The 23,067-nt window shown below is 70.0% G+C and carries 22 protein-coding genes; 19 read left to right on the forward strand and 3 right to left on the reverse strand.

All coding sequences use genetic code 11. The features are described from left to right. The first annotated feature begins 127 nt into the window (after positions 1–127). From ACQRWP_RS31235 to ACQRWP_RS31245, 3 genes are all read left to right on the forward strand, one after another. On the forward strand, positions 128–1,207 hold the full coding sequence (locus ACQRWP_RS31235) for a sensor histidine kinase (protein WP_430499795.1): 1,080 nt from the start codon (positions 128–130) through the stop codon (positions 1,205–1,207). Next, on the forward strand, positions 1,204–1,881 hold the full coding sequence (locus tag ACQRWP_RS31240; protein WP_430499796.1) for a response regulator: 678 nt from the start codon (positions 1,204–1,206) through the stop codon (positions 1,879–1,881). The genes ACQRWP_RS31235 and ACQRWP_RS31240 overlap by 4 nt, the downstream gene beginning before the upstream one ends. A gap of 65 nt (positions 1,882–1,946) precedes the next feature. Further along, a complete protein-coding gene (locus ACQRWP_RS31245) occupies positions 1,947–2,513 on the forward strand; it encodes a PadR family transcriptional regulator (protein ID WP_430499797.1) in 567 nt (188 codons plus the stop codon). A 52-nt stretch (positions 2,514–2,565) separates the two neighbouring features. Here ACQRWP_RS31245 and ACQRWP_RS31250 read toward each other — a convergent pair whose 3' ends face one another. Next, the gene (locus tag ACQRWP_RS31250) at positions 2,566–4,263 is read right to left on the reverse strand and encodes an MFS transporter (RefSeq protein ID WP_430499798.1); all 1,698 of its coding nucleotides are present in this window, start codon (positions 4,261–4,263) and stop codon (positions 2,566–2,568) included. A gap of 162 nt (positions 4,264–4,425) precedes the next feature. Beyond that, positions 4,426–5,964: an aminotransferase class III-fold pyridoxal phosphate-dependent enzyme gene (locus ACQRWP_RS31255; RefSeq protein ID WP_430499799.1), complete on the reverse strand. Its 1,539-nt coding sequence runs from the start codon at positions 5,962–5,964 to the stop codon at positions 4,426–4,428. 127 nt (positions 5,965–6,091) lie between these two features. On the opposite strand from ACQRWP_RS31255, the gene ACQRWP_RS31260 reads away from it, so the two are divergent. The 6 genes from ACQRWP_RS31260 to ACQRWP_RS31285 all read left to right on the forward strand — a co-directional run bounded on the left by ACQRWP_RS31260 (position 6,092) and on the right by ACQRWP_RS31285 (position 13,197). Beyond that, the gene (locus ACQRWP_RS31260; protein ID WP_430499800.1) at positions 6,092–7,117 is read left to right on the forward strand and encodes a methyltransferase; all 1,026 of its coding nucleotides are present in this window, start codon (positions 6,092–6,094) and stop codon (positions 7,115–7,117) included. A gap of 82 nt (positions 7,118–7,199) precedes the next feature. Continuing rightward, complete coding sequence (locus ACQRWP_RS31265; protein WP_430499801.1) at positions 7,200–8,318, forward strand: sensor histidine kinase; 1,119 nt, start codon at positions 7,200–7,202, stop codon at positions 8,316–8,318. After that, a complete protein-coding gene (locus ACQRWP_RS31270; RefSeq protein ID WP_238682055.1) occupies positions 8,315–8,974 on the forward strand; it encodes a response regulator in 660 nt (219 codons plus the stop codon). Before ACQRWP_RS31265 ends, ACQRWP_RS31270 begins: the two co-directional genes overlap by 4 nt. Positions 8,975–9,083: 109 nt before the next feature. Further along, entirely contained in the window at positions 9,084–11,159 is a 2,076-nt protein-coding gene (locus tag ACQRWP_RS31275) for a multicopper oxidase family protein (protein WP_430499802.1), read from the forward strand. Positions 11,160–11,247: 88 nt separating this feature from the next. Then, the gene (locus ACQRWP_RS31280; RefSeq protein ID WP_430499803.1) at positions 11,248–12,369 is read left to right on the forward strand and encodes a ScyD/ScyE family protein; all 1,122 of its coding nucleotides are present in this window, start codon (positions 11,248–11,250) and stop codon (positions 12,367–12,369) included. A gap of 129 nt (positions 12,370–12,498) precedes the next feature. Then, positions 12,499–13,197, forward strand: coding sequence for a response regulator (locus ACQRWP_RS31285; RefSeq protein ID WP_430499804.1), 699 nt, complete (start codon positions 12,499–12,501; stop codon positions 13,195–13,197). A 16-nt stretch (positions 13,198–13,213) separates the two neighbouring features. Here the strand turns inward: ACQRWP_RS31285 and metK are convergent, their stop codons facing one another. Further along, positions 13,214–14,401 (reverse strand): methionine adenosyltransferase, encoded by a 1,188-nt coding sequence (gene metK / locus ACQRWP_RS31290; RefSeq protein ID WP_430499805.1) that lies wholly within the window; start codon positions 14,399–14,401, stop codon positions 13,214–13,216. Between the two features lie 232 nt (positions 14,402–14,633). Here metK and ACQRWP_RS31295 point away from each other — a divergent pair, with 232 nt between their 5' ends. The 10 genes from ACQRWP_RS31295 (at position 14,634) to ACQRWP_RS31340 (ending at position 23,063) form a co-directional block, all read left to right on the forward strand. Beyond that, positions 14,634–15,422: an AfsR/SARP family transcriptional regulator gene (locus ACQRWP_RS31295; RefSeq protein WP_354944056.1), complete on the forward strand. Its 789-nt coding sequence runs from the start codon at positions 14,634–14,636 to the stop codon at positions 15,420–15,422. Positions 15,423–15,503: 81 nt separating this feature from the next. Then, on the forward strand, positions 15,504–16,766 hold the full coding sequence (locus ACQRWP_RS31300) for a beta-ketoacyl-[acyl-carrier-protein] synthase family protein (RefSeq protein ID WP_430499806.1): 1,263 nt from the start codon (positions 15,504–15,506) through the stop codon (positions 16,764–16,766). Beyond that, on the forward strand, positions 16,763–17,983 hold the full coding sequence (locus ACQRWP_RS31305) for a ketosynthase chain-length factor (RefSeq protein ID WP_430499807.1): 1,221 nt from the start codon (positions 16,763–16,765) through the stop codon (positions 17,981–17,983). Before ACQRWP_RS31300 ends, ACQRWP_RS31305 begins: the two co-directional genes overlap by 4 nt. Next, positions 17,980–19,038 carry a methyltransferase gene (locus ACQRWP_RS31310; protein WP_091394932.1) on the forward strand — a complete coding sequence of 353 codons (1,059 nt, stop codon included), beginning with the start codon at positions 17,980–17,982 and terminating at the stop codon, positions 19,036–19,038. Before ACQRWP_RS31305 ends, ACQRWP_RS31310 begins: the two co-directional genes overlap by 4 nt. 15 nt (positions 19,039–19,053) lie before the next feature. Next, positions 19,054–19,380: an antibiotic biosynthesis monooxygenase family protein gene (locus ACQRWP_RS31315; protein ID WP_210781784.1), complete on the forward strand. Its 327-nt coding sequence runs from the start codon at positions 19,054–19,056 to the stop codon at positions 19,378–19,380. Continuing rightward, a complete protein-coding gene (locus ACQRWP_RS31320; protein WP_430499808.1) occupies positions 19,373–20,995 on the forward strand; it encodes an FAD-dependent oxidoreductase in 1,623 nt (540 codons plus the stop codon). The genes ACQRWP_RS31315 and ACQRWP_RS31320 overlap by 8 nt, the downstream gene beginning before the upstream one ends. A gap of 4 nt (positions 20,996–20,999) precedes the next feature. After that, positions 21,000–21,341: a TcmI family type II polyketide cyclase gene (locus ACQRWP_RS31325; RefSeq protein ID WP_112581708.1), complete on the forward strand. Its 342-nt coding sequence runs from the start codon at positions 21,000–21,002 to the stop codon at positions 21,339–21,341. After that, positions 21,338–22,345 carry a methyltransferase gene (locus ACQRWP_RS31330; protein WP_430499809.1) on the forward strand — a complete coding sequence of 336 codons (1,008 nt, stop codon included), beginning with the start codon at positions 21,338–21,340 and terminating at the stop codon, positions 22,343–22,345. Before ACQRWP_RS31325 ends, ACQRWP_RS31330 begins: the two co-directional genes overlap by 4 nt. After that, entirely contained in the window at positions 22,345–22,809 is a 465-nt protein-coding gene (locus ACQRWP_RS31335) for a cupin domain-containing protein (RefSeq protein ID WP_208646634.1), read from the forward strand. Before ACQRWP_RS31330 ends, ACQRWP_RS31335 begins: the two co-directional genes overlap by 1 nt. Continuing rightward, a complete protein-coding gene (locus tag ACQRWP_RS31340; protein WP_091394916.1) occupies positions 22,806–23,063 on the forward strand; it encodes an acyl carrier protein in 258 nt (85 codons plus the stop codon). Before ACQRWP_RS31335 ends, ACQRWP_RS31340 begins: the two co-directional genes overlap by 4 nt. The last annotated feature ends 4 nt before the right edge of the window (positions 23,064–23,067 follow it).

Raw genomic sequence — 23,067 nt, forward strand, 5'->3', positions numbered from 1 at the left:
GATCCGATCTGAGTGCTTTGTCGCCCACGACGGGGGGAGTCGGCGACACAGCGGGCAGCCGGCGCTGGGGAGAGCCGGTTCGTGCCCGCACCTGGGGAGCAATAGGGCACACACCGGGGGATCCGCAATGGTTGTTGGAAACGATGCGCTGCGGAGGACCGCTGCCGAGGTTCTCGAACGCAGGCATCAACCGATTCTTGCCGCCTACCGTCAGCGTCTTGCCGCTGCGAGTGACGACTTCGCCGGGGCCGCTGACCTGATCGACAGCTACCCGGCGCAGGCCGACGCCCTGCTCCGGGAGACGATGGCCGAGATTCGTCGCGAGACAAACGATCCACTTTCGACACCGCCGCCGCCGGCGGCGTCCACCGAGGGCGTCGAGCTTCACCCACGCGAGTGCTTCCGTGCTGTCGTCGTGCTGGCCGACATCGTGTTGGCCGACGCGCTGGAGCAGTTGGCTGGCCAGCCCGACCAGGGCGCGATCCTGGCGCTGGTCGCCGACGCGCTCACCCGTACCACACTGACCCGGCTGGTCGACGCGAGTTCGCGCTATGCCGCCGGCCTGATGAACGAGGTCCACCAGGCGCAGATCGCCGAGCGTTCGCTGATCGCGCGTGAGCTGCACGATCGGCTGGGCCACAGCCTCAGCGCGGCGTACCGCAACCTGGAGGCCCACGAACTCGCCCAGGAACGACGCCACGACGACGTCGACCGGCGGGTGGTCATCGCCCGGGAGTCGCTCCACGACGCGGTCGGCTATCTGCGTGTGCTCATCGCCGACCTCCGGCTCTCTCAGCCGCTCGGGTCACTCGACGAGGCGCTGGCCAACTTCCTGTCGACGGTCGAGACGGGCGAGACACGTCTGCACACCGAGATCAACGGCGACGAGTCGTGGGTGCCGCCCGAGGTGCTCGACGAGGTGTTCCTGGTCGTCCGCGAAGCGCTGCGCAACGCGGTCGCCCACGCCGGCGCTCGGGTGATCCACGCGGTCATCGACATCACGCCGCACGAGTTGCGGGCGACCGTCGCCGACGACGGGGTGGGCTTCGACCTCGCGACGGTGCGCGACGGCTCCGGCCTGCGCGCGATGGCTGAGCGCGCGGCCGTCGTCGGCGGTCGCCTCGCGGTGCGCGCGGCGGGCCAGCAGGGCGCTTCGGTCGAGCTCGTCGTGCCGCTGCTCGCCGTCGGGGCGGGGGCCGGCCGGTGACCGTCACTATGATCGAGCCGACCCGCATCGTGCTGGTCGACGACCACGTCGTGGTGCGCGACGGCCTCCGGGAGATCCTCGACGCCCAGCGCGACCTCGTGGTCGTCGGCGAGGCCGGCGACAGCTCTGCCGCGATCAACGAGATCCGAATCCGCCAGCCCGACATCGTGCTGCTCGACGTGCAGATCCCGGGCGACCGGGTGACCACGACGGTCCGCCGGATCCGTGACGTCGCGCCGGCGAGCCGGGTCATCATCCTCAGCATGTTCGACGGCCCGACGCTGTTGCGTGAGTTGTTGACCCTTGGCATCTGCGGCTACCTGCTGAAGAACTCGACCCGCCAGGAGTTGGTGGCGGCAATCCGCGGCGCCCGCGCCGATGACGCGCCGGTGATGCTGGCGGTCTCGCGGGAGAGCCTGACCCAGGTGCAAGGACCGGTGCACAGCACGCTGTCGGACCGTGAGCGTGAGGTCCTGCAGTTGGTCGGTCAGGCGATGAGCAACGCCCAGATCGCCGGTCGGCTCTGCCTGTCGGAGGCGACGGTCAAGCGCCACCTGCGCAACATCTTCGCCAAACTCGGCGCGGTTTCCCGGATCGACGCGGTCAACAGGGCCATCGCGGCTTCGCTGATCGTTCTGCCGAGGCTCTGCGTCGACCCGTCGTTTCACGGATAGCGGGCCGCTCAAGGATTGCTCTGGGTAACTTGCCCGCAAACGGGCACTCGTGTTGGACTAATGCCGTGAATAGCACTCGCCTGTTCGTACTCGGAGCGCTCGCGCGCGGGGGCCCCATGCATGGGCACCAGATCCGCCGGGCGGCCCAGGTCGACCGTACCGAGCTGTGGAGCGACGTCAAGCCGGGGTCGCTCTACGGCGCGCTGCACCGGATGCAGGTCGAGGGGGTCATCGAGGCGGTCCGGACCGAGCAGGAGGGCAACCGGCCCGCCCGCACGATCTACGCGCTCACCTCGGCCGGCGCTGCGGAGCTGATCGACCACCGCGACGAGGCGCTGCGCGACACCAAGCTCCGTCACGACCCGGTCGACCTGGCCTTGCAGAACGTGATCGACCTCGGGGAAGACGAGCTGCGAGCGATCATCGTGGCGCGCCGGAAGGCCCTCGCCGCGCAGCTCGACTCGTGGCTCGCGCTCCGAGAGCTGGCGGCGCCGCACATCCGTGGTCTGGAGTGGACGACCTTCCGTCATACCGAGCTCCGACTCCGTACCGAGCTCGCCTGGCACGACGAGCTGCTCGACCAGTTGCCCAAGCTGATGGCCAACCAACCGACATCGATGACCACCTCGTGACGCTGCCAGCCCCGGCCCCGGTGGCATTTCCGGGATCGGGGCTGGCGGCTTGTCACTGAGCGGGCTCGGGCTGGGTGGTCACGTTCCAATCGGGCTTGCTCGCCTCGGCCCAGGGCTCTTCGGGCCGGCGGGGCAGCAGGTAGACGAGAAGGAACGTGAGGATCACCCCAATCAGGACGGCGCCGACGGTCCACTGGACCGCGCGGTTGAAGTTGGTCTCCAGCGCCGACGTGGCCGCGCTGTCGAAGGCCGAGCCGACCGCACCGGGCGCCGAGTCCGCACAGCCTGGCGGCGTGGCCGTCGGATCCGACGCGCGCGACTGGCGGATGAAACAGTCGGCGAAGGTGGTCGTCGCCGCGCTCGCCTCCGCCGACGGCAGGCCCGCCGCCACGAGCGATGCCTGAAGCTCCGGGCTCGCCTTCTCGGCGGCCGTCCCCGAGTAGGAGCCGAGCGTTCCGAAGAGGACCACGCCGGCCACCGCGACGCCGATCGCCTGGCCGAGACGCTGGGCGGTGCCGAGCACGCCGCTGGCCGCGCCCGCGTCCTGCCAGGGCACTCCGGCCAGCACGATCTCGACGCTCGGCGCGATCACCAGGCCCGAGCCGAAGCCGGCGAAGAGCAGGGCCGGCAGTAGCTCCAGGCCGGAGCCCCACCAGTGGATCGTGGCGATGATGCCCACCATGCCGACGATCACGATGCCCGCGCCGAGCATCAGGACGCCGCGGCCGAGTGCCCGGGCGACGTTGTCGGAGATGGCCGCGCCGACCAGTGTGCCGAACGAGAAGGGCAGCAGGATCAGGCCCGTCGTCAGGGCCGACTTCTCCAGACCGATCTGAAGGTGCAGCGAGAGCGCGAAGAGCAGGCCGATGAAGCCCGCGAAGTAGCAGAGGCTGATGCCGACGCCGGCGGAGAACGAGCGGTGCGCGAAGAGGCGCATGCTCACCAGCGGGACCTGGGCGCGCCGGGCGCGGCGCAACTCCCACACCGCGAAGACGGCCAGCGCGGGCAGCGCCGCCGCCATCGAGACGAACGTCCATGCCGGCCAACCCAGGCGCTGGCCCTCGACCAGGGGGACGGCCAGCAGCAGGACGGCCGCCGAGACGAGCAGCATGCCGATCACGTCGAGCCCACCGCGGCGGCCTCGCGACTCGGGCACCAGGATCAGCGCGGCGACGAACGTGGCCAGGCCGATCGGCACGTTGAGCAGGAACACCGGTCGCCAGTCCCAGCCGTTGAGGTCCCACGCGATCAGCAGGCCGCCGAGGAGTGGGCCGCTGGCGGTCGCGATGCCGCCGATTGCGCCGTAGATCCCGTACGCCTTGCCGGTCTCCTTCGCCGGAAACGTGGTCTGGATGAGCGCCAGCACCGGCGGGTTGAGGATGCCGGCCATCATGCCCTGGACCACCTGGAACGCGATCAGCTGACCGGGTGTGGCCGCGAGCGCCGAGGCCGCCGACGCGAGCGTGAACCCCGCGACGCCGATGAGGAACAGCTTGCGGTGGCCGAGGCGGTCGCCGATCCGGCCGGCGGGGATGAGCAGGAGGCCGTAGCCGAGCGCGTAGCCGGCGATGACCCACTCCATGGCCGTGTAGGTCGACCGGAGGTCGCGCTGGATCGGCGCGACCGCCACATTGACGATCGTCGTGGCCAGCAGAATCATGAATGCCCCGGCCAGAATGACGGCCAGGATCAGCCATCGGCGCGGATTGGGTGGGGCGGCGCTGCGTTCGTCGGTCCAGCTCTCCGTCATCGCGTTCCTCCTGAAGTCGGACGGGGGTCGACAGCGGACCCACCCTTCGACTACACGCCGTCGCGTACGAATAGTCAAGTACGGCTATTTGCGTATGACCTGTACGGCACATGAGGAGGGCCCGGGTCAGGAGCTGACCCGGGCCCGGTGACGCAGAGGTGGCTACGACCAGTCGGAGGAACCCGAACCCCACTCGGAGGAACCGGAGCCCCACGCTGACGTCGCCGGCCACGCCAGGTCGAAGGGGAAGTCGTTGGCGCGAAGCTCCAGCGTGCTCTCCAGCACGGCGTCGGTCAGCCGGTCGACGTCGGCGTCGCTGTGGGCGCCGCCGGCGAAGAACATCGGCATGCCGAGCGTGTAGATGCCGCGCTTGCGCAGCAGCAGCGTGAGGATGAACGTCGCCGGGTTGAGCGCCCGCGAGTAGACCCGGTAGTCGGTGTAGGAGTCTTCCGGAAGGAACTGGAAGCACCCGATGTAGTCGCCGAATCCCACCATGCGCAGCGGGATCCCCTCAGCCGCCCGGAATGCGGCCAGCCGCGCCTGGACCCGGTCGACCTTGGCCCGCAGGTCGGTGTAGTAGGCGGGCCCCTTGTCCCGGAGCAGCTGGAGCGTGGCCAGCGACGCCGCCACCGACAGGTAGTTGCCGGTGTGGCTGCCCTGTAGGCCGGTCTTCTGGCCGAAGTCGGTCCAGGACTGCCCACTGGTCTGCGAGATGTCGAGGATGTCGGCCCGGCCACCGATCGCCGACAGCGGCAGCCCGAGCCCGCTGATCACCTTGCCGTAGGTGACGAGGTCGGTCGGGATGTCGAACTTCTCTGCGGCGCCGCCGAGCCCCGAACGGAAGCCCGTCAGCACCTCGTCGAGGATGAACGGCACCCCGAGTCGCTGAGCGGCCACCGCCACCTCACGGATCATCGGGATCGTCGTCTCCTCGAACGGGAACGACGAAGCGGCCGGCTCGGCCAGGATGCAGGCCAACTCGCCCGCGTGGCGCTCGATCAACTCGACCGCGAGCGCGGTGTCGTTGGGCAGGATCAGCAGGTCGCGCGGCTCGGCCGGGGTGACGCCGGCGAACGCCGAGACCAGCGGGATGCCGTCCTTGCCGATCTCCGGGAACGGCACCGCGGGATGCCCGTGGTACCAGGGCGCGGTGTTGTGGACGGCCAGGTCGTGGGACCCGTGCAGGGTGCCCTCGAACTTGGCGACCATCCGCCGCCCGGTGTGCGCACGGCAGAGCCGGATCGCCGACTGGGTGGCACCCGTACCCGAGTGTTGGAAGGCGAACTTCTCGTTGTGCGGGACGATCTCCCGCAGCAGCGTCGCGAGCTCCAGCTCCAACGCGTTGGTGTAGCCGTTGCCGGTGCCCTTGCCGAGGTGTTCGCGGACGAAGTCGACGACCGGCGCCGGGTTGTGCCCGTGCAGCGCCTGAGCGCCGTATCCCATGTGGCAGTCGAGGTAGTCGTTGCCGTCGATGTCTGTCAACGTCGACCCGCTCGCGGTGGCCGCGATGACCGGAAATGGCGGTGCCTGGAACGGCCAGAACACGTGCGCTGCGGCGTCGACCGCCCTCAGTTGCTCGACGTGCGCGGCCGAGGCACCCTGGCGCGCGCCGATCTCGCCGAACAGCTCGTAGACCCACTTCTGCTGCATGAGGTCCTGAATGACCTCGATCGCTCCGCGCTCCTGGTGGCTGGCGCCCATCGTGTCCCCTTCGCATGGCGGCCGTGACAGGCGCAGCCTGCGCCCGCCCACTCGAACCCGGCTGGAGAACCGGTCGATCGACGCGGCTTCGAGCCGGTCTCGAGCGCCGTCGTCGAAGCTCGCCGCCATGACGGAAAATCGGGTCAATCTCTACTCGCTGACCGACACGATCACGCCGTGGGCAGTGCGGGCCGCGGCGACGCTCGGCCTCGCCGACCTGATCGCCGCGGGCACCACCACGCTCGACGAGCTCGCCGCGGCGACGAAGGCCAATCCCGACGCGCTGCACCGGCTGCTGCGCTACCTCTCGGTCCGCGGCGTCTTCAAGGAGACCGAGCCGCGGGTGTACGCCCTGACGGAAGCCGCCGAGTTCCTCAAGACCGACCACCCCGCCGCCCAACGTCCGTGGCTCGACGTCGACTCGATGGCCGGGCGGATCGAGGGCACGTTCAGCTCGCTGACCCACTCGATCCGCACCGGCGACGCGGCGTACCCCGTGCGTTACGGCATCGAGTTCTGGGACGACCTGTCCACCAACCCCGACCGGGCCACGTCGTTCGGCGCGCTGATGGCCACCCACGCGAGCTACTTCGACCAGGTCGTCCAGGGCTACGACTGGAGCACCGTCAACCACGTCATCGACGTCGGCGGCGGCACCGGCGCCCTGCTCACCGAGATCCTCAAGGCCCAGCCGCACCTGCGCGGCACCGTGGTCGACCTGCCGGGCGTCGTCGAGCAGGGCCGGGCCCGGTTCGAGGCGGCGGGCATCGCCGACCGCGCCGAGGTGGTCAGCGGGAGCATCTTCGACCCGCTCCCGGCCGGCGCCGACGTCTACATCCTGTCGAACGTTCTGCACGACTGGAACGACAACGCCGCCGAGAAGATCCTCCAGCGGGCGGCGGACGCGATCGGCACGACCGGAAAGGTGCTGATCGTGCAGATCCTGGTGAAGGACGAGAACGACAACTTCCCCGACGACCCGGCCCGGCTGATGTTCATCACCCAGATGGACCTGCGCCTCCTCTCGCTCATGGCGGGTAAGGCGAGGACCTGGCGCGAGTACGCCGAACTGGGTGAGAAGGCCGGGCTCCAGGTGGACGGCAGCACGGTCATCCCCACCGGGCAGACCCTGCTCTCTCTCCGCCGCGGCTGAGCCGACGGGCCCCTTGCTGACGGTTTCCGGTTGGGAAGGGGCCCTCGCTAACGGACCGTGCGCGCGTCGTACCGTTGCGGACATGAACCCGGCCATCCGACGAATCGCGATCGATGCCCTCATCGCGGTCGTCGTCGCGGCCGTCGTGGCGGTGGCGATCCGAGTCGCCGACGAGCCCGGCGCCCGGCCGCCGGACGCGCGCGCCTACGCGATCGGCGCGGTGATCGGGCTCCTGCTGGTCTTCCGGCGCCGCTGGCCGCTGCTGGTGCTGGTCGGCTCGGTCACCGCGCTGATGATCTACTACGCGCTCGAGTATCCGGGCATCCCGCCCGCCCTCCCGCTGGCCGCCGCCCTCTTCTCCGTCGCGGCCGCCGGCCGGTTCACCTGGGCGCTCGTCGTCGCCGGGTTCTTCGTCGTCCTCGAGCTGATCATGCGGTACACGCTGCTCGGCGAGGGTTTCTTCCCCGCCCTCTCGGCCACCCTCGAAGAGGGCTCGCTGCTCGCGGCCGTGGTGCTGCTCGCCGAGACGATCCGCACCCGCCGGGTCCGGCTGGCCGAGGCGCAGCAGCGTCTCGCCGTGATGCGCCAGGAGCGTCAACACGAGGTCGCCCAGGAGCGGCTCCGCATCGCCCGAGAGGTCCACGACGTACTCGGCCACACGATCGCCGCGATCAGTGTGCAGGCGAGCCTCGCCGACGACATCTTCGACAGCAAGCCGGCCGAGGCGCGGGCCGCGCTGCGGAGCATCCGGGGCGCGGCACGCGACGCCATGCACGAGGTCCGCTCGGCGATCGGCATGCTCCGCGACGCCGGGGAGGTGCCCGATCTGGCCCGCGTCTTCGCGGTCGCCGAACAGGCCGGTGTGAAGGTGCGGTCGGGGATCGCCGGCACCCCGCGTCCGATTCCGCCGGAGGTGGCGCTCTCGGTCTACCGGATCGTGCAGGAGTCGATCACCAACACGGTCAAACACGCCAAAGCGACGACCGTCGACGTCACCATCGCGTACGCGGGTGACGCCGTCACGGTTGAGATCGTCGATGACGGGGTCGGGGCCGGGGCGAGCCGGAGGGGGCACGGGGTGGCCGGCATGCGGGAACGGGCCACGGCCGCCGGTGGGTCGCTCGAGGCCGGGCCCCGGCCGCAGGGCGGGGGGTTCCGAGTGGCCGCGCGGCTGCCGGTCGAGGTGGAGGAGACAGCGTGACGATCCGGATGGTGCTGGCGGACGACCAGACACTCGTGCGGGCCGGCTTCCGGGGCCTGCTCGACCACAGCGACGACCTGGAGGTGGTTGGTGAGGCGTCCAACGGCGCCCAGGCTGTCGAGATGGTCGCCGCGACCCGGCCGGACATCGTGCTGATGGACGTGCGAATGCCGGTGCTCGACGGCGTGCGGGCCACGGCCGCGATCGTCGAGCGGTTCCCGGCCGTGCGGGTCATCGTCCTGACCACCTTCGAGCTTGACGAGTACGTCTTCGAGGCGCTGCGCGCCGGCGCGAGCGGGTTCCTGCTCAAGGACATCGAGCCCGACGAGCTGCGCCAGGCGGTGCGGGTGGTGGCCGGCGGCGACATGTTGATCTCGCCGCGGGTGACGAGCCGGCTGGTGAGCGCGTTCGTCAGCAAGGTCGCGCCGGCGCCGGTCGACGGCGGCCGGCTGGCGGTGTTGACCGACCGCGAGCGCGAGGTGATGAGCCTGGTGGCCAGCGGGCTGACGAACGAGGAGATCGGGCGTCGGCTGTCGATGAGCCCGGCCACGGCCCGTACCCATGTTCACCGGGCCATGGTCAAGCTCCGCGTCCGCGACCGCGCGCAACTCGTCGTGCTCGCCTACCAGACGGGGCTCGTCGCGCCCGGCAGCTAGCCAGCTACGGCCCTTGTTTCGCAGGCGGTGCCGGCTACGGCGATCGCCGTACACCCTGGCCGTTCCTCAACGGATGCCGGGTGGTGCGGATCCTTCGTATGTTGGCGTCATGTTTGAGGTCGGAGAGAACGCCGATGGGATCCTGGCCGGGGTCCTGTTCCTGATCTGGCTGTCCGCGGCGATCCTCGCCACGCGGCTGGCCTGGCGGCCGACGCCCGAGGCGCTGCGGAAAAGCGCCCGTCGGCTGCTGCGTTTGCTCGTTGCCGCGCTGGTGGTGCTGGTCGTCAAGTGCGTCGCGATCGGGCTGATGCTCGCCGTCGACTGGATCTTTGCTGACAACCGCGTGATCGTGCAGATGCCGCTCCTGCTGCTGCCGATGCTGGCCGTCGCCGTCTGGACCGTGCCGGGCCTGCGCGCCCTGGCCAACCGCGACGACGCGCCGGTCGACGTCGAGACGCGCTCCGCCGCCGCCAATCCCAGGTTCGTCGTGCCGGTCCAGGTGACGGCCGTGGCGACGGTCGTCGGCGTCTACTTCGCCTACGTGTCCCGCCCGGTCCCGTCCTACCTCGACGACATCGCGACCCACGCCGCGCCGATCCTCCTGTCGGTGTTGGTGCTGTGGTTCTGGCAGGGGCGTCGCCTGCGGGTCGTCACCGCGACCGACTTCGCGCGCCGGGGCCGGCGTGCCAGCGCCCTGCGCGCCACCGCGCAGACCGCCGTCGTGGTGCTGGTCGTCGCCGCCGGCATCACCTACGTGGCCCAGAGCAGCAGGCTGCCCGACCGCATGACCATGACATCGCACGACAACGTCGACTACGGTGGCGGCCCTTCGATCGGTCACGGCGGTCACGGCGGGGTCTCCGTCGACGACCTGCGCGGGCCGCAGAACGGCAAGCCCAACAAGGCCTTCACCCTCACCGCGAAGAACGCAACGGTACGGCTCTCGTCGGGCACCGAGATCAAGGCGCTGACGTACAACGGACAGTCGCCCGGGCCGGAGCTGCGAGTCCGCGAGGGAGACCTCGTCGAGGTGACGCTGCACAACGAGATTCCCGACGAGAACGTGACCATCCACTGGCACGGCCTCGACGTCCCCAACGGTGAGGACGGCGTGGCCGGCGCGACGCAGAACGCTGTGGAGCCGGGCGGCAGCTTCACCTACCGGTTCCTCGCCGAGCAGGTCGGCACGTTCTGGTACCACACCCACCAGAACCCGCTCGAGGCGATCCGGCGGGGTCTGTTCGGCGCGCTGATCGTCGAGCCGCGCGGCGGCCCGCCACCCGGCGAGCGGGACTTCGTCGTGCAGGCCCACGAGTGGCGTACGCCGGACGACAACATCGTCTCGTTCGGTACCAGTGACACGCTGCAACGCCAGGAGGTCGCCCCGGGCACGCCGGTGCGACTGCGTCTGATCAACACCGACAACAACCCGTCCACGGACAGTCGTCCGCGATCCCTGACGGTCAACGGCACGCCGGTGCGGGTGGCGGCGATCGACGGGGTCGACGTCAACGGCCCGACTCCGCTGACCGACCCGCGGTTCGGGTTGGCGACCGGTGGGCGCTACGACGTGACGTTCACGATGCCGGCGGGTCCGGTGCGCCTGACCGACCTCGCCAACCGCGACGGCGGGCTGGTCCTGGCGCCACCGGGTGACACCTCGACTCCGAAGATCGTCGACGACGGGGACCAGTTCGACCCGCTCTCGTACGGCTCTGGCGGCTCCCGGCCCTTCGACGCGGGCTCGTCGTACGACCGCTCGTTCACCCAGCTCCTCGACGACCGGCTGTCCTTCTACAACGGGGGGCTCCACCTGGTGCCGATCATCAACGGGCACAGCTTCCCCAACACGCCGACGCTGATGGTCCGGATGGACGACGTGGTCAAGGTGCGGATCGTCAACCGCAGCCACCAGAACCACCCGATGCATCTGCACGGCCATCACGCGTTGGTGCTGTCCCGCAACGGGGTCCGCGCGACCGGGTCACCGTGGTGGATCGACAGCCTCGACGTGATCCCCGGTGAGATCTACGAAATTGGCTTCAAGGCGGACAATCCGGGGCTCTGGATGGACCACTGCCACAACCTCGACCACGCGGCCAACGGCATGGTGATGCACCTCGCCTACGAGGGCGTGACATCCCCCTATGAGCTGGGGCGCAGCACTCCCAACCAGCCGGAGTAGGCGGGCCTGTCGAGCCTTCCTCCACCGGGCCTCGAGGCCACGCCGGCAGCGTCGTTCGCATCCGAACCCCTCTTGCTGAGGAGAACCCATGCTCGACGCGATGCGACGAACGTTGTCGCTGGCTGTGCCGCTGGTACTGGTGGCCGGCATTGCCGCGCCCGCCACTGCGGCCACCTCGACCACTGGGCGACTGACCGTCGTCGCCCGCAACCTCGACAACCCGCGCGGTGTCGCCATCGACCGGGCCGGCATCGTCTACGTCGCCGAGGCCGGGCTCGGCGGCGACGACGTGTGCATCCCCGGCACGTTCGGCACCAACCTCTGCTACGGCTCGACCGGTGCGATCACGGCGGTCCGTCACGGCTGGCAGAAGCGAGTCGTGACGGGTCTGCCGTCGCTGCGTAGCACCGGCGCCGGCTTCTCCGTCTACGGCGCCCACGACCTGGCCTTCGATCGGCAGGGCAAGCTGCTGGTGGCGATGGGCTACAGCACCGACCCGGTCTCGCGTGACCTGCTCGGTGCGGCCGGAGCCACGATGGGAACCATCCTCCGGGTAGAGGGGAAGCACCGCTGGTCGGTCGTCGGCGACCTCTCCGCCTTCGAGGGGCAGAACAACCCGGACGGGGTCATTCCGGAGAGCCAGCCGTACGCCGTCGTCGCCGACGGGCGTGACGTCTACGCGCTCGACGCGGCCGCCAACGACGTGCTCCGGATCGACCGCCGTGGCGTGGTCACGGCCGAACACGTCTGGCCGCAGGAGCAGGTTCCGGCGCCGCCGGAGTGGGGCCTGCCGCCCGGCTCGACGACGCCGATCCAGTTCGTGCCGGTCACCATCACCCGCGGGCCGGACGGTGCCTTCTACATCGGGCAGCTGACCGGGCACCCCTTCCCGAACGGCGGCGCCCGGGTGTGGCGGCTGGTGCCCGGGCAGGAGCCGACGATCTTCGCGACCGGCTTCACCAACATCATCGACATCGCCTTCGACAAGCGGGGTCGACTGGTCGTGCTGGAGATCGCGAAGAACGGCCTCAGCTCGGGGGATTCCACCGGTGCGTTGATCCGGGTGGAGCGCGACGGTAGCCACCGGGAGCTGGCGAGCGCCGGCCTGGACTCCCCGATGTCGTTCGCCATCGCTCAGGACGGCAGCTTCTACATCGCCAACAAGGGCCTCGGCATCGGCGAGTTGGTCCGTCTGTCCACACGAGACTGACAGAATCGCGCGGCGATCGTGGCGTTCTTCGTGTCGGGAGGACGCCACGATAGCTGTGGCGTCACACGTCCGCGATACGGTGCCAATCATGTGCACGCTGGCGGCGGGGGACGGGGTCTGGGGGTTAGGTTGACGCGGTCCGACGGCGGGTCTCCCGCCGGCGCCACCACCATCCTCATAGTCGACGACCACGCTCTCGTTCGCGAGGGGCTGCGCTGGGTGCTCGAGGTGCACGCCGACCTCGACGTGGTCGACGAGGCGGGCGACTCGGCCACCGCGGTGGCCAAGGCGGCGTCGGAGCGTCCCGACGTGGTGTTGCTCGACGTCGAGATTCCCGGCGACGACCCGGTGGTCACGGTGCGCCGCATCCGTGAGGTGTCGCCCGACAGCTCAGTCGTCATCCTCAGCATGTACGACAGCCCTGACCTGCTGCGCCGTCTGATCGCCGCCGGGGTGCGCGCCTACCTGCTCAAGAGCGTGGGTCGTGAGGAGCTGGTCGCCGCGATCCGCAAGGCGCGCGACGGCAGCGGCTCGGTGCTGCTCTCGGTCTCCGGTCAGAGCCTGGTGCAGGTGCAGAACGCGGAGTCCGCCATTCTGTCTCCGGTCGAGCTGGAGATCCTCCAGCTCGCGGCCGAGGCGATGACCAATGCCCAGATCGCGCGCCGACTCGACCTGACCGAGGCCACGGTGAAGAGTCACCTGCGTCGCATCTTCGCGAAGCTCGGCGCGGTCTCCCGCATCGACGCGGTCAACAAGGCGGTGGCAGCGTCATTGGTGACGCTGCCACACGACCGGTTGGTGCCGCGCCCTCGCCGCCCGCCGTTCTAGCGATCGGCGACGTTCCTCAGCAAGCGGCCTTGAGGTCGGCGGCGCGGTCCGTGCGCTCCCAGGTCAGGTCCGGGAGTTCACGACCGAAGTGGCCGTAGGCGGCCGTCTGCTGGTAGATCGGACGCAGGAGGTCCAGGTCGCGGATGATCGCCGCCGGGCGCAGGTCGAAGACCTCACCTATCGCCTTCTCGATCCGGTCGAGCGGCACCGTCTCCGTGCCGAACGTCTCTACGAACAGGCTCACCGGGTGGGCCTTACCGATCGCGTAGGCCACCTGCGCCTCACACCGTTCGGCCAGGCCCGCGGCGACCACGTTCTTCGCCACCCACCGCATCGCGTACGCCGCCGAGCGGTCGACCTTCGATGGGTCCTTCCCCGAGAACGCGCCACCACCGTGCCGGGCGTAACCGCCGTAGGTGTCGACGATGATCTTCCGTCCGGTCAGGCCGGCGTCGCCCATCGGGCCACCGATCTCGAACCGGCCCGTCGGGTTGACCAGCAGCCGGTAACCCTCGGTGTCGAGGTCGAGCGCCTCCAACTCTGGCGTGATCACGTGGTCCCGGATGTCGGGGGTGAGCAACTCGTCGAGGGAGATGTGGGCGGCGTGCTGCGTGGAGACCACGACGGTGTCGAGCCGGACCGGGCGTAGACCGTCGTACTCGACGGTGACCTGGGTCTTGCCGTCCGGCCGCAGGTAGGGCACCGTGCCGTCCTTGCGGACGGCGGCCAGCCTGCGGGCCAGCCGATGGGCCAGCGCGATCGGCAGCGGCATCAGCTCCGGCGTTTCCGAGCAGGCGAAGCCGAACATCATGCCCTGGTCACCGGCGCCCTGGGCGTCGAGCCCGCCGCCGGACGAACCGTCGCGCAGCTCGATCGCCGTGTCGACGCCCTGCGCGATGTCGGGCGACTGGGCGCCGATCGAGATGCTGACGCCGCAGGAGGCGCCGTCGAAGCCCTTCTTTGACGAGTCGTACCCGATGCCCAGGACGGTTTCCCGCACGATGCGTGGGATGTCGGCGTAGGCCTGCGTGGTGACCTCGCCCGCGACGTGGACCTGGCCGGTGGTGATCAGGCTTTCGACGGCGACCCGGCTGTGCGGGTCCTGTGCCAGTAACGCGTCGAGGATCCCGTCGCTGATCTGATCGGCGATCTTGTCGGGATGACCTTCGGTGACCGACTCGGAGGTGAAGAGGCGGCGCGACATGTGTGACTCCTAACCCGAGGGGCGTGGGGGCCCGGCGAGTCTTCCCGCCTCTGGTGGAGGTTGCGTGGAGGGAGCATCGAGCGATCGAAGGGGTATCCGCCGTACAACTTTCGACACGCATCGATCCTCGGAAGAACCCGCGATGTCGCTACCTGCGGTCGTTCCGACACGTCCCGCTCATCCATAGCTTGAGAGCGTCTCGACGAGTGCTATGGGGAATGGGGGGACCACTGTGGTCAGGTACGAGATCCTCGGATCGCTGGAAGTGATCCACGAGGGCCGGATCTGCACGCCGACGCCGCCGAAGGTGCGGACCGTGTTGGCGCTGCTGGTGATGCGGGCCAATCGGGTCGTTCTGGTCGACTCGATAATTCGGGAGCTGTGGGGTGACGATCCGGCGCGCAGCGCCGTCACCACCGTGCAGACCTACATCTACCACCTGCGCAAGCTCTTCGCGAAAGAGGGCATAGAGACCCCGGACCGGACCGTGCTGGAGAGCCGTGCGCGCGGCTACCTGCTCAAGGTGGAGCCGGGCCAGCTCGACGCCGAGGTGTTCGAGACGATGCTCGACCAGGGCCGCTCGCACATCGAGTCGGACCGGCCCGAGGAGGGCGCCGAGGTGCTGCGGCGGGCGCTGGCCATGTGGACGGGGCCGGTGGGCGCCAACGTGACGTTCGGGCCGGCGTTGGAGGCGCACGCGATCCACCTCCAGGAGCAGTGGATCCGGGCGTTGGAGCTACGCATCCAGGCCGACATCACACTCGGCCGCCACCGCGAGCTGATCGGCGAGCTGCGCTATCTCGTGGGCACGTACCCGCTCAACGAGTGGTTCCACCGCCAGCTCATCGTGGCGCTCAGCCGCTCCGGGCGCCGTGGTGAGGCGTTGCAGGCGTACCACCACCTGCGCCGGGTGCTCAGTGAGGAGTTGGGCCTGGACCCTTCGCCTGACCTCCAGCGGCTCCAGCGGGAGGTGTTGGCCGCCGGCGGGCCACTGCGCCCGGGGCTCGCCAGGGCCTCGTGACAGGCCCTCGACCGACGCTCCAGCGCCGTTCGACCGGCCGTCCCTAGCTTTCACACGGACATCGCGGCCAGGAGGTCTTCCATGACGAGCACATCCGACCGTCGGGTGGTCATCACCGGGATTGGCGTCATCGCCCCCGGTGGACTGGGCACCAAGGCGTTCTGGGAACTGTTGACCGCTGGCCGCACGGCCACCCGTACCCTGTCGTTCTTCGACGCCACCCCCTTCCGGTCGCGGGTGGCCGCGGAGGCCGACTTCGACCCGGTCGCCGAGGGCCTGTCGCCGCAGGAGGTCCGCCGGATGGACCGGGCGGCCCAGATGGCAGTGGTCTGCACCCGGGAGGCACTGGCCGACAGCGGCTTCGAGGTCGCCGACCCGACCCGGGTCGGCGTCAGCGTCGGCACGGCGGTCGGGGCCACGATGAGCCTCGAAGAGGAGTACGTCGTGGTCAGCGACGGCGGCCGGAAATGGCTGACCGACCACCGGTACGCCACCCCGCACCTCTACGACTATCTGGTGCCGAGCTCGTTCGCCCGCGAGGTGGCGTGGTCGGTCGGGGCGGAAGGTCCGGCGACGGTGGTCTCCACCGGCTGCACGTCGGGCCTCGACTCGGTCGGCCACGCCCGGGAGCTGATCCGGGAGGGCTCGGCCGATGTGATGATCGCCGGCGCGACCGACGCCCCGATCTCGCCGATCACGGTGGCCTGCTTCGACGCGATCAAGGCGACCACGGCCCGCAACGACGACCCGACGCATGCCTCGCGGCCGTTCGACAACAGTCGCGACGGGTTCGTCCTCGGCGAGGGTTCGGCGATGTTCGTCCTCGAAGAGCTCGAGCACGCCCGACGGCGAGGAGCGCAGATCTACGCCGAGCTGGTCGGGTTCGCCTCGCGCTCCAACGCGTTCCACATGACCGGTCTGCGGCCCGACGGGCGGGAGATGGCCGAGGCGATCCGGGTCGCGCTCGCCGACGCACAGCTGCCCGGCGACGCCGTCGACTACATCAACGCGCACGGCTCGGGTACGAAGCAGAACGACCGGCACGAGACGGCGGCGTTCAAGCGGAGCCTCGGCGACCACGCGTACCGCACCCCGGTCAGCTCGATCAAGTCGATGATCGGCCACTCGCTCGGTGCCATCGGGTCGATCGAGATCGCGGCGTCGGCCCTGGCGATCAAGCACGGGGCGGTGCCGCCGACGGCCAACCTGCATGAACGCGACCCGGAGTGCGACCTCGACTACGTGCCGCTCACCGCCCGCGAGCAGCAGACCGACGTGGTGTTGAGCGTGGGCAGCGGGTTCGGCGGCTTCCAGAGCGCGATGCTCCTGGCGCGTGTGGCATGACCACTGTCGTCACCGGGGTCGGCGTGGCCGCGCCCAACGGGTTGGGCCGCGACGCCTTCTGGGCGGCCACCGTCGGTGGGGTGGGTGGCATCGGGCCGATCAGCCGTTTCGACCCCTCGGGGTACCCCGCCCAGTTGGCCGGCGAGGTTCCCGGATACGAGGCGGCCGATCACATTCCGAGCCGGTTGATGGCGCAGACCGACCACATGACCCGGCTGTCGTTGACGGCGGCGCAGTGGGCGCTGGCCGATGCGTCGGTCGACCCGTCGGCGCTGCCCGAGTTCGGCATGGGTGTCGTCACGGCCAGCGCGTCGGGCGGCTTCGAGTTCGGTCATCGCGAGCTGGAGAAGCTCTGGAGCAAGGGCTCGGAGCACGTCAGCGCCTACCAGTCGTTCGCCTGGTTCTACGCTGTCAACACCGGCCAGATCTCGATCCGCCATGGGATGCGTGGGCCGACCGGGGTGCTCGTCACCGAGCAGGCGGGTGGGCTCGACGCGGTGGCGCAGGCCCGACGCCAGGTGCGCAAGGGCGTGCAGCTCGTGATGACCGGCGGCGTCGATGCGTCGCTCTGCCCGTGGGGCTGGACGGCCCAGCTCGCCAACGGCCTCCTCAGTACGGGGCGCGATCCGGCCACGGCGTTCCTGCCGTTCGACGCCAACGCGTCGGGTTACGTGCCGGGCGAGGGCGGGGCGATCCTCGTGTTGGAGGACGAGCACGCCGCTGCCCGGCGCGGGGCCGCCGTCTACGGCGTGATCGCCGGATACGGCGCGACCTTCGACCCCCGGCCCGGCTCCGGCCGTCCGCCGGGTCTGCGTCGGGCGGCCGAGATGGCAGTGTCCGACGCCGGTCTCACGCCGGCCGACATCGACGTCGTCTTCGCCGACGGGGCCGGTGTCGCGGAACTCGACCGCGTCGAGGCCGAGGCGATCACCGCGGTCTTCGGCCCACGCGGGGTGCCGGTGACCGCGCCCAAGACGATGACCGGCCGGCTCTACTCGGGCGGGGCGGCGCTCGACCTCGTCTCCGCGCTGCTGTCGATCCGGCACGGTGTCATCCCGCCCACCACCAACATCCGCCAGCCGGCCGAGGGCCTGCACCTCGACCTGGTGCGCGACGTCGCGCGGGAGACACCCGTACGCGCGGCGCTCGTGCTCGCCAGGGGCTACGGCGGGTTCAACGCGGCCATGGTCGTGACCGACGAAAGGAATGGACGATGACCGACGCGAGCCTCGCCGCCGTCGCGAACTTCGACGAGCAGCAGGCACTTGACCTGCGTGAACGGCAGATCGCGGTGCTGGGAAGCGCCAAACAGATCGCCAACGTGATCTACGTGGTCACCGAGCTCGGCGTCGCCGATCTGCTCGTCGACGGACCGGTGCCGGTCGCCCAACTGGCGGCGGCGACCGAGTCGCACGAGGACGCGCTGCGGCGGATCCTCCGCGCGGCCTCCGCGGTCGGCATCTTCGACGAGCAGGAGGACGGGTCGTTCGCGCTGACGCCGCTCGGCGAGGGGTTGACGTCGGCCCGGATCGGCGGGCTGCGACCGATGGTGCAGTTCAGTGGCGCCGACTTCAACCGCCTCCCGTACGCGGAGATCCTGCACAGCGTCCGCACCGGCGAGCCGGCCTTCAACAAGGTCTTCGGCATGGGCTTCTACGACTACCTTCAGGCACACCCGGAGGCCAACCGGTTCTTCGAGGGCTTCATGGCCCACTGGAGCCGGCGGCTCGCCGACCGGTTCGCGGCAGAGTTGGCACCCGAGCGGTTCGGCCGGATCGCCGACATCGGCGGCAGCAACGGCTACTTCCTGGCCAAGATGCTCCAGCGCCACCCCGAGGGCACCGGTGTCCTCTTCGATCTGCCCGAGGTCGTGGCCGACGCCGAACCGCTGCTCAAGGAGCACGGTGTCACCGAGCGGGTCGAGGTGCGGGGCGGCGACTTCTTCACCGACGAGCTGCCGGCCGGCGCCGACGCGTACATCCTGAAGTCGATCGTCCACAACTGGCCGGACGACACCTGCGTCACGCTGCTGCGGCGGATCCGCGCGGCGATCGGCGACGCCGACTCGCGCCTCATCGCGATCGACCAGATCGTGCCGCCGCGCAACCAGTGGGACCACGCCAAGATCATCGACATCGACATGCTGGTGCTCTTCGGCGGCAAGGAGCGCGACCTCCGCGAATGGCAGGCGCTGTTCACCGCGTCCGGTTTCGAGCTGGTCAACACCCCCGCGTCCCGCGGCTGGGCCCTGCTCGAAGCGCGTCCGATCTAGGAAAGGAAGTCCGCAATGGCACACATCGGCATCGACCAGCCGGTCGTGACGATGGTCAACGTCTTCACCGTCGAGCCGGCCAACCAGCAGAAGCTCGTCGACATCCTGATCGAGGCGACCGACGCGGTGATGTCCAAGGTCGACGGGTTCGTGTCGGCGAACATCCACGCCAGCCTCGACGGGACCCGGGTCGTCAACTACGCGCAGTGGAAGAGCGAAGAGCACTTCACCGCGATGCTTCAGAACCCCGAGGTCCACCCCCACTTCGGCGAGGTACGCGCGATCGCCACGCCGGAACGCCACCTCTACAAAGTCGTCTACACGGAGGACGCTCATGTCTGACGGAAGCACCGACGTCCTGATCGTCGGCGGCGGCCCGGTCGGCCTGTCGACCGCGCTCTTCCTGGCCCGCAAGGGGATCCGGCCGATCCTGGTCGAACGTCGGCCCCGACTGTCGACGATCCCCCGCGCGACCGGTCTGCACGCCCGCACGGTGGAGATCTTCCGCACCGTCGGCCTGGAGCCGGCCGTGCAACAGGCTGGCATGAAGATCGTCGGGCCGGGCGCCGAACTCGACCTCGTCCGCGCCGGCCGTGCCACGCCTTTGGTCATGCTCGGCGCCCAGTCGCTGGCCGACCTCCACAAGTCGTTCGTCATGGAGGCGCACGACGTCGACTACGACAAGTTCACGCCGAGCTGGCCGATCTGGTGCGGCCAGGACCACTACGAGCCGCTGCTCTACGACGCCGCCGTCGAAGCGGGCGCGGAGATCCGCTTCCAGAACGAGCTGATCGGGCTGACCCAGGACCAGGACGGGGTGACCGCGACCGTCTCCGACAACGGCACGACACGCACGATCCGGGCGCGCTACGTCGTCGCGGCCGACGGTGTGAAGAGCCCCGTCCGGAACCTGCTCCAGATCGGAGACCGCAGCAACGGCGTCGCCGGGAACTTCGTCAGCATCATCTTCCGCGCCAAGGTCGACCTGCCCGACACGGCGCCACGGTTCACGCTGATCTACCTGATGAACCAGCTGGCCCAGGGTCTGCTGCTCTTCATCGAGCCGGGGCGGTGGATGTTCGGCGTCAACTACTACCCCGAGCGGGGGCAGTCGCCGGCCGACTTCACCCCGGAACGCTGCGTCGAGCTGGCCCGGATCGCGGCCGGTGACCCCGAGCTGGAGGTCGAGGTCGAGTCGGCCCAGCCCTGGGACGCGCGGCACATGGTCGCCGACGCGTACCAGTCAGGGCGGGTCTTCCTCGCCGGCGACGCCTGCCACGCCCACCCGCCGGCCGGCGGCTTCGGCGTCAACGCCGGCATCCAGGACGCGCACAACCTGGCGTGGAAGCTCGCCGACGTGCTTCAGGGGCGGGCCGACGAGAGCCTGCTCGACTCCTACGAAGCCGAGCGTCGTCCGGTCGGCGCGGCGACCGCCGACCAGGCGTGGATGCTCTTCCGCACCCGGGGTCAGCTCGCCGACGAGGACAAGGCCGCCTATCGGGACTTCGTCATCGTGACGATGGGCTACCGGTACACCTCGAACGCGATCGTCGGCGCGCCCGCCGACACTGAGCTGCTGCCCCGCGAGCTGACCTTCACCGGCCAACCCGGATCGCGTGCCCCGCACGGCTGGGTCGATCACGACGGCGCCCGGGTCTCCACGATCGACGTGCTGACCGAGGGCTGGACGTTGGCCACGGCTCCCGGCGACGACGCGTGGCTCGCGGCGGCCGAGGCGGTCTCGGCGGAGACCGGGCTTCCGATCAAGGCGCTGACCGCCGGCCCCGACGGTGACCTCGCCGACGACGGTTCGTGGCTGGCGAGCTGTGGAGTCGGCCCCGGCGGGGCGCTGCTGGTACGCCCCGACGGCATCGTCGCCTTCCGCAGCGCCGGCCCGGTCGACGACCAGGCGAAGACCCTCGCGGCCGCCCTGGCCACGATCCTGCGGGGAGCGTGAGCACATGTCCTACCGCGCCCTCATGGTCATGCGGATGGCCCCCGGTCACGCCGACGCGGTCGCCGAGCTCTTCGCCGAGCACGACAAGGGCGACATGCCCTACGTCGTCGGCATCTCGCGGCGCACGCTCTTCCAATACCAGGACCTCTACATGCACCTGCTCGAGGCCGACACCGACGTCTTCGACAAGCTCCTCGCGGCCCGAGCCCGCGCGGACTTCCAGGAGGTCAACCGGCGCCTCTCGGCCTACCTACAGCGCTACGCGCCGGACAGCATGACCGAGTTGCAGGACTCGAAGGCCACGCCCTTCTACACCTGGAGCCCCGAGACAGGGAGCATCACGTGACGCTGACCCGCCGCGACATCAACGACATGATGCAGGCATACAAGAAGACGAGCCTGCTGCGCACCGGGGTCGAGCTGGGCGTGTTCGACGCGCTCGCCGCGGGCCCGGCCACGGCCAGCGGGCTCGCTCCGAAGCTCGGCATCCACCCGCGGGGCGCGCGGATCCTGCTCGACGCGCTCACCGCGATCCGTCTCACCGACCGGACCGGCGAGCACTTCTCGCTCACCCCGGCGGCCGCCGACCACCTGGTCAGCACCCGTCCCGACTACCTGGGCGGAATGGTCAAGGTGATGTCGAGCGACTGGGAGTGGGACGCACTGCGCGACCTCAGCGCCGCCGTCCGGGCCGGCGGCACCGTCCTCGACGTGCACGCCGAAACCCCGGAGTACACCTACTGGGAGGACTTCGCCGCGTACGCGACGAAGGTCGCCCAGCCGACCGCCGAGGTGATGGCCGAGGCGCTCGCGCCGTGGACCAAGGAGCGCGCGGAGCTCGACATCCTCGACGTCGCCTGCGGTCACGGCGTCTACGGCTACACGCTCGCGCAGCACAACCCGCAGGCGGCGGTGACCTCGCTGGACTGGCCCAACGTGCTCGCCGTGACGGAGAAGCACGCCGAGCGGCTCGGCGTACGCGACCGGGCGTCGTTCCTGCCGGGCGACATGTTCACCACCGATCTCGGCGGCCCCTACGACGTCGTGCTGCTCACCAACGTCACCCACCACTTCTCCGAGGAGCGGGTGCGTGAGCTGGTGATCCGGCTCGGTTCCGTGGTCAAGCCGGGTGGGCGCCTGGTCATCGTCGGCTTCACCACGGGCGACGAGTCGCCGGCACTGGACCCGGCGCCGTACCTCTTCTCGGTGCTGATGTTGGTCTGGACCTTCGAGGGGGAGTCGCACTCGGTCGCCGCCTACAACCGGGCCCTCGCCGCGGCGGGCTTCGGCCCGGCCACCGTCCACCCGACGGACCTGCCGTTCCGAGTGCTCGTCGCAGAGAAGGGATGATCATGCATCGGCAACCGATCGTGAAGGTCGCCGCCACCGACGTGCCCGGCATCAACCGGATCGGCGGCGAGGTGCGGATCCTGCTCAGCCCGAAGACCGTCGACGCGACGGAGGGCTTCATGGGCACGGTCCGCCTGGAGCCGGGCGAGTTCCTGGCGGAGCAGTACAACCCGTACTCGGACAAGTTCTGTTATCTGGTGCGCGGCGAGGTCGTGATCCGGGTCGACGGCGCGGAGGTCAAGCTCGCGGCCGACGAAGCTCTCATGGTCCGTCGCGGCCAGCGGCACCGCATCGTCAACGCCGGTGGCGAGACCGCGCTGATCGTGTTCCAGATCAGTCCGCTCGCGCCGCGCCCCGAGCTGGGCCACGTCGACACCGAGGAGGTCCCGCACCCCGAGTCGCCGGTGCCGCAGGTCGGTGGCGTGCGCGACGGGTGGCAGCGACCGACGGGAGGAAACTCATGAGCCAGCTGACCCTCGACGACCTGCGTCGGATCCTGGAGACCAGTTCCGGTGTGGTCGAGCAGACCGACTGGGCCGATCCGGCGACGCTCGACGCGCCGTTCGATGACCTCGGCTACGACTCGCTCGCGCTGTTGGAGCTGGCGGCGCGCGTGCAGCAGGAGTACGAGGTGCGCATCCCCGACGACGCCGTGTCAATCATGAAGACGCCGCGGCTCGCCGTCGACTACGTCAACCAACGACTCGCGGATCGGTGACCCC

This window comes from Micromonospora trifolii, assembly GCF_050516465.1.
In the GTDB taxonomy this organism is placed as follows: Bacteria; Actinomycetota; Actinomycetes; order Mycobacteriales; family Micromonosporaceae; genus Micromonospora; species Micromonospora trifolii.

Excerpts from the sequence above, each read along its gene's own strand:
- ACQRWP_RS31235 (WP_430499795.1), top strand. The coding sequence starts at position 128 with ATGGTTGTTGGAAACGATGCGCTGCGGAGGACCGCTGCCGAGGTTCTC.
- ACQRWP_RS31250 (WP_430499798.1), bottom strand. The coding sequence starts at position 4,263 with ATGACGGAGAGCTGGACCGACGAACGCAGCGCCGCCCCACCCAATCCG.
- ACQRWP_RS31255 (WP_430499799.1), bottom strand. The coding sequence starts at position 5,964 with ATGGGCGCCAGCCACCAGGAGCGCGGAGCGATCGAGGTCATTCAGGAC.
- ACQRWP_RS31260 (WP_430499800.1), top strand. The coding sequence starts at position 6,092 with ATGACGGAAAATCGGGTCAATCTCTACTCGCTGACCGACACGATCACG.
- ACQRWP_RS31265 (WP_430499801.1), top strand. The coding sequence starts at position 7,200 with ATGAACCCGGCCATCCGACGAATCGCGATCGATGCCCTCATCGCGGTC.
- ACQRWP_RS31275 (WP_430499802.1), top strand. The coding sequence starts at position 9,084 with ATGTTTGAGGTCGGAGAGAACGCCGATGGGATCCTGGCCGGGGTCCTG.
- ACQRWP_RS31280 (WP_430499803.1), top strand. The coding sequence starts at position 11,248 with ATGCTCGACGCGATGCGACGAACGTTGTCGCTGGCTGTGCCGCTGGTA.
- metK (WP_430499805.1), bottom strand. The coding sequence starts at position 14,401 with ATGTCGCGCCGCCTCTTCACCTCCGAGTCGGTCACCGAAGGTCATCCC.
- ACQRWP_RS31300 (WP_430499806.1), top strand. The coding sequence starts at position 15,504 with ATGACGAGCACATCCGACCGTCGGGTGGTCATCACCGGGATTGGCGTC.
- ACQRWP_RS31305 (WP_430499807.1), top strand. The coding sequence starts at position 16,763 with ATGACCACTGTCGTCACCGGGGTCGGCGTGGCCGCGCCCAACGGGTTG.
- ACQRWP_RS31310 (WP_091394932.1), top strand. The coding sequence starts at position 17,980 with ATGACCGACGCGAGCCTCGCCGCCGTCGCGAACTTCGACGAGCAGCAG.
- ACQRWP_RS31315 (WP_210781784.1), top strand. The coding sequence starts at position 19,054 with ATGGCACACATCGGCATCGACCAGCCGGTCGTGACGATGGTCAACGTC.
- ACQRWP_RS31320 (WP_430499808.1), top strand. The coding sequence starts at position 19,373 with ATGTCTGACGGAAGCACCGACGTCCTGATCGTCGGCGGCGGCCCGGTC.
- ACQRWP_RS31325 (WP_112581708.1), top strand. The coding sequence starts at position 21,000 with ATGTCCTACCGCGCCCTCATGGTCATGCGGATGGCCCCCGGTCACGCC.
- ACQRWP_RS31340 (WP_091394916.1), top strand. The coding sequence starts at position 22,806 with ATGAGCCAGCTGACCCTCGACGACCTGCGTCGGATCCTGGAGACCAGT.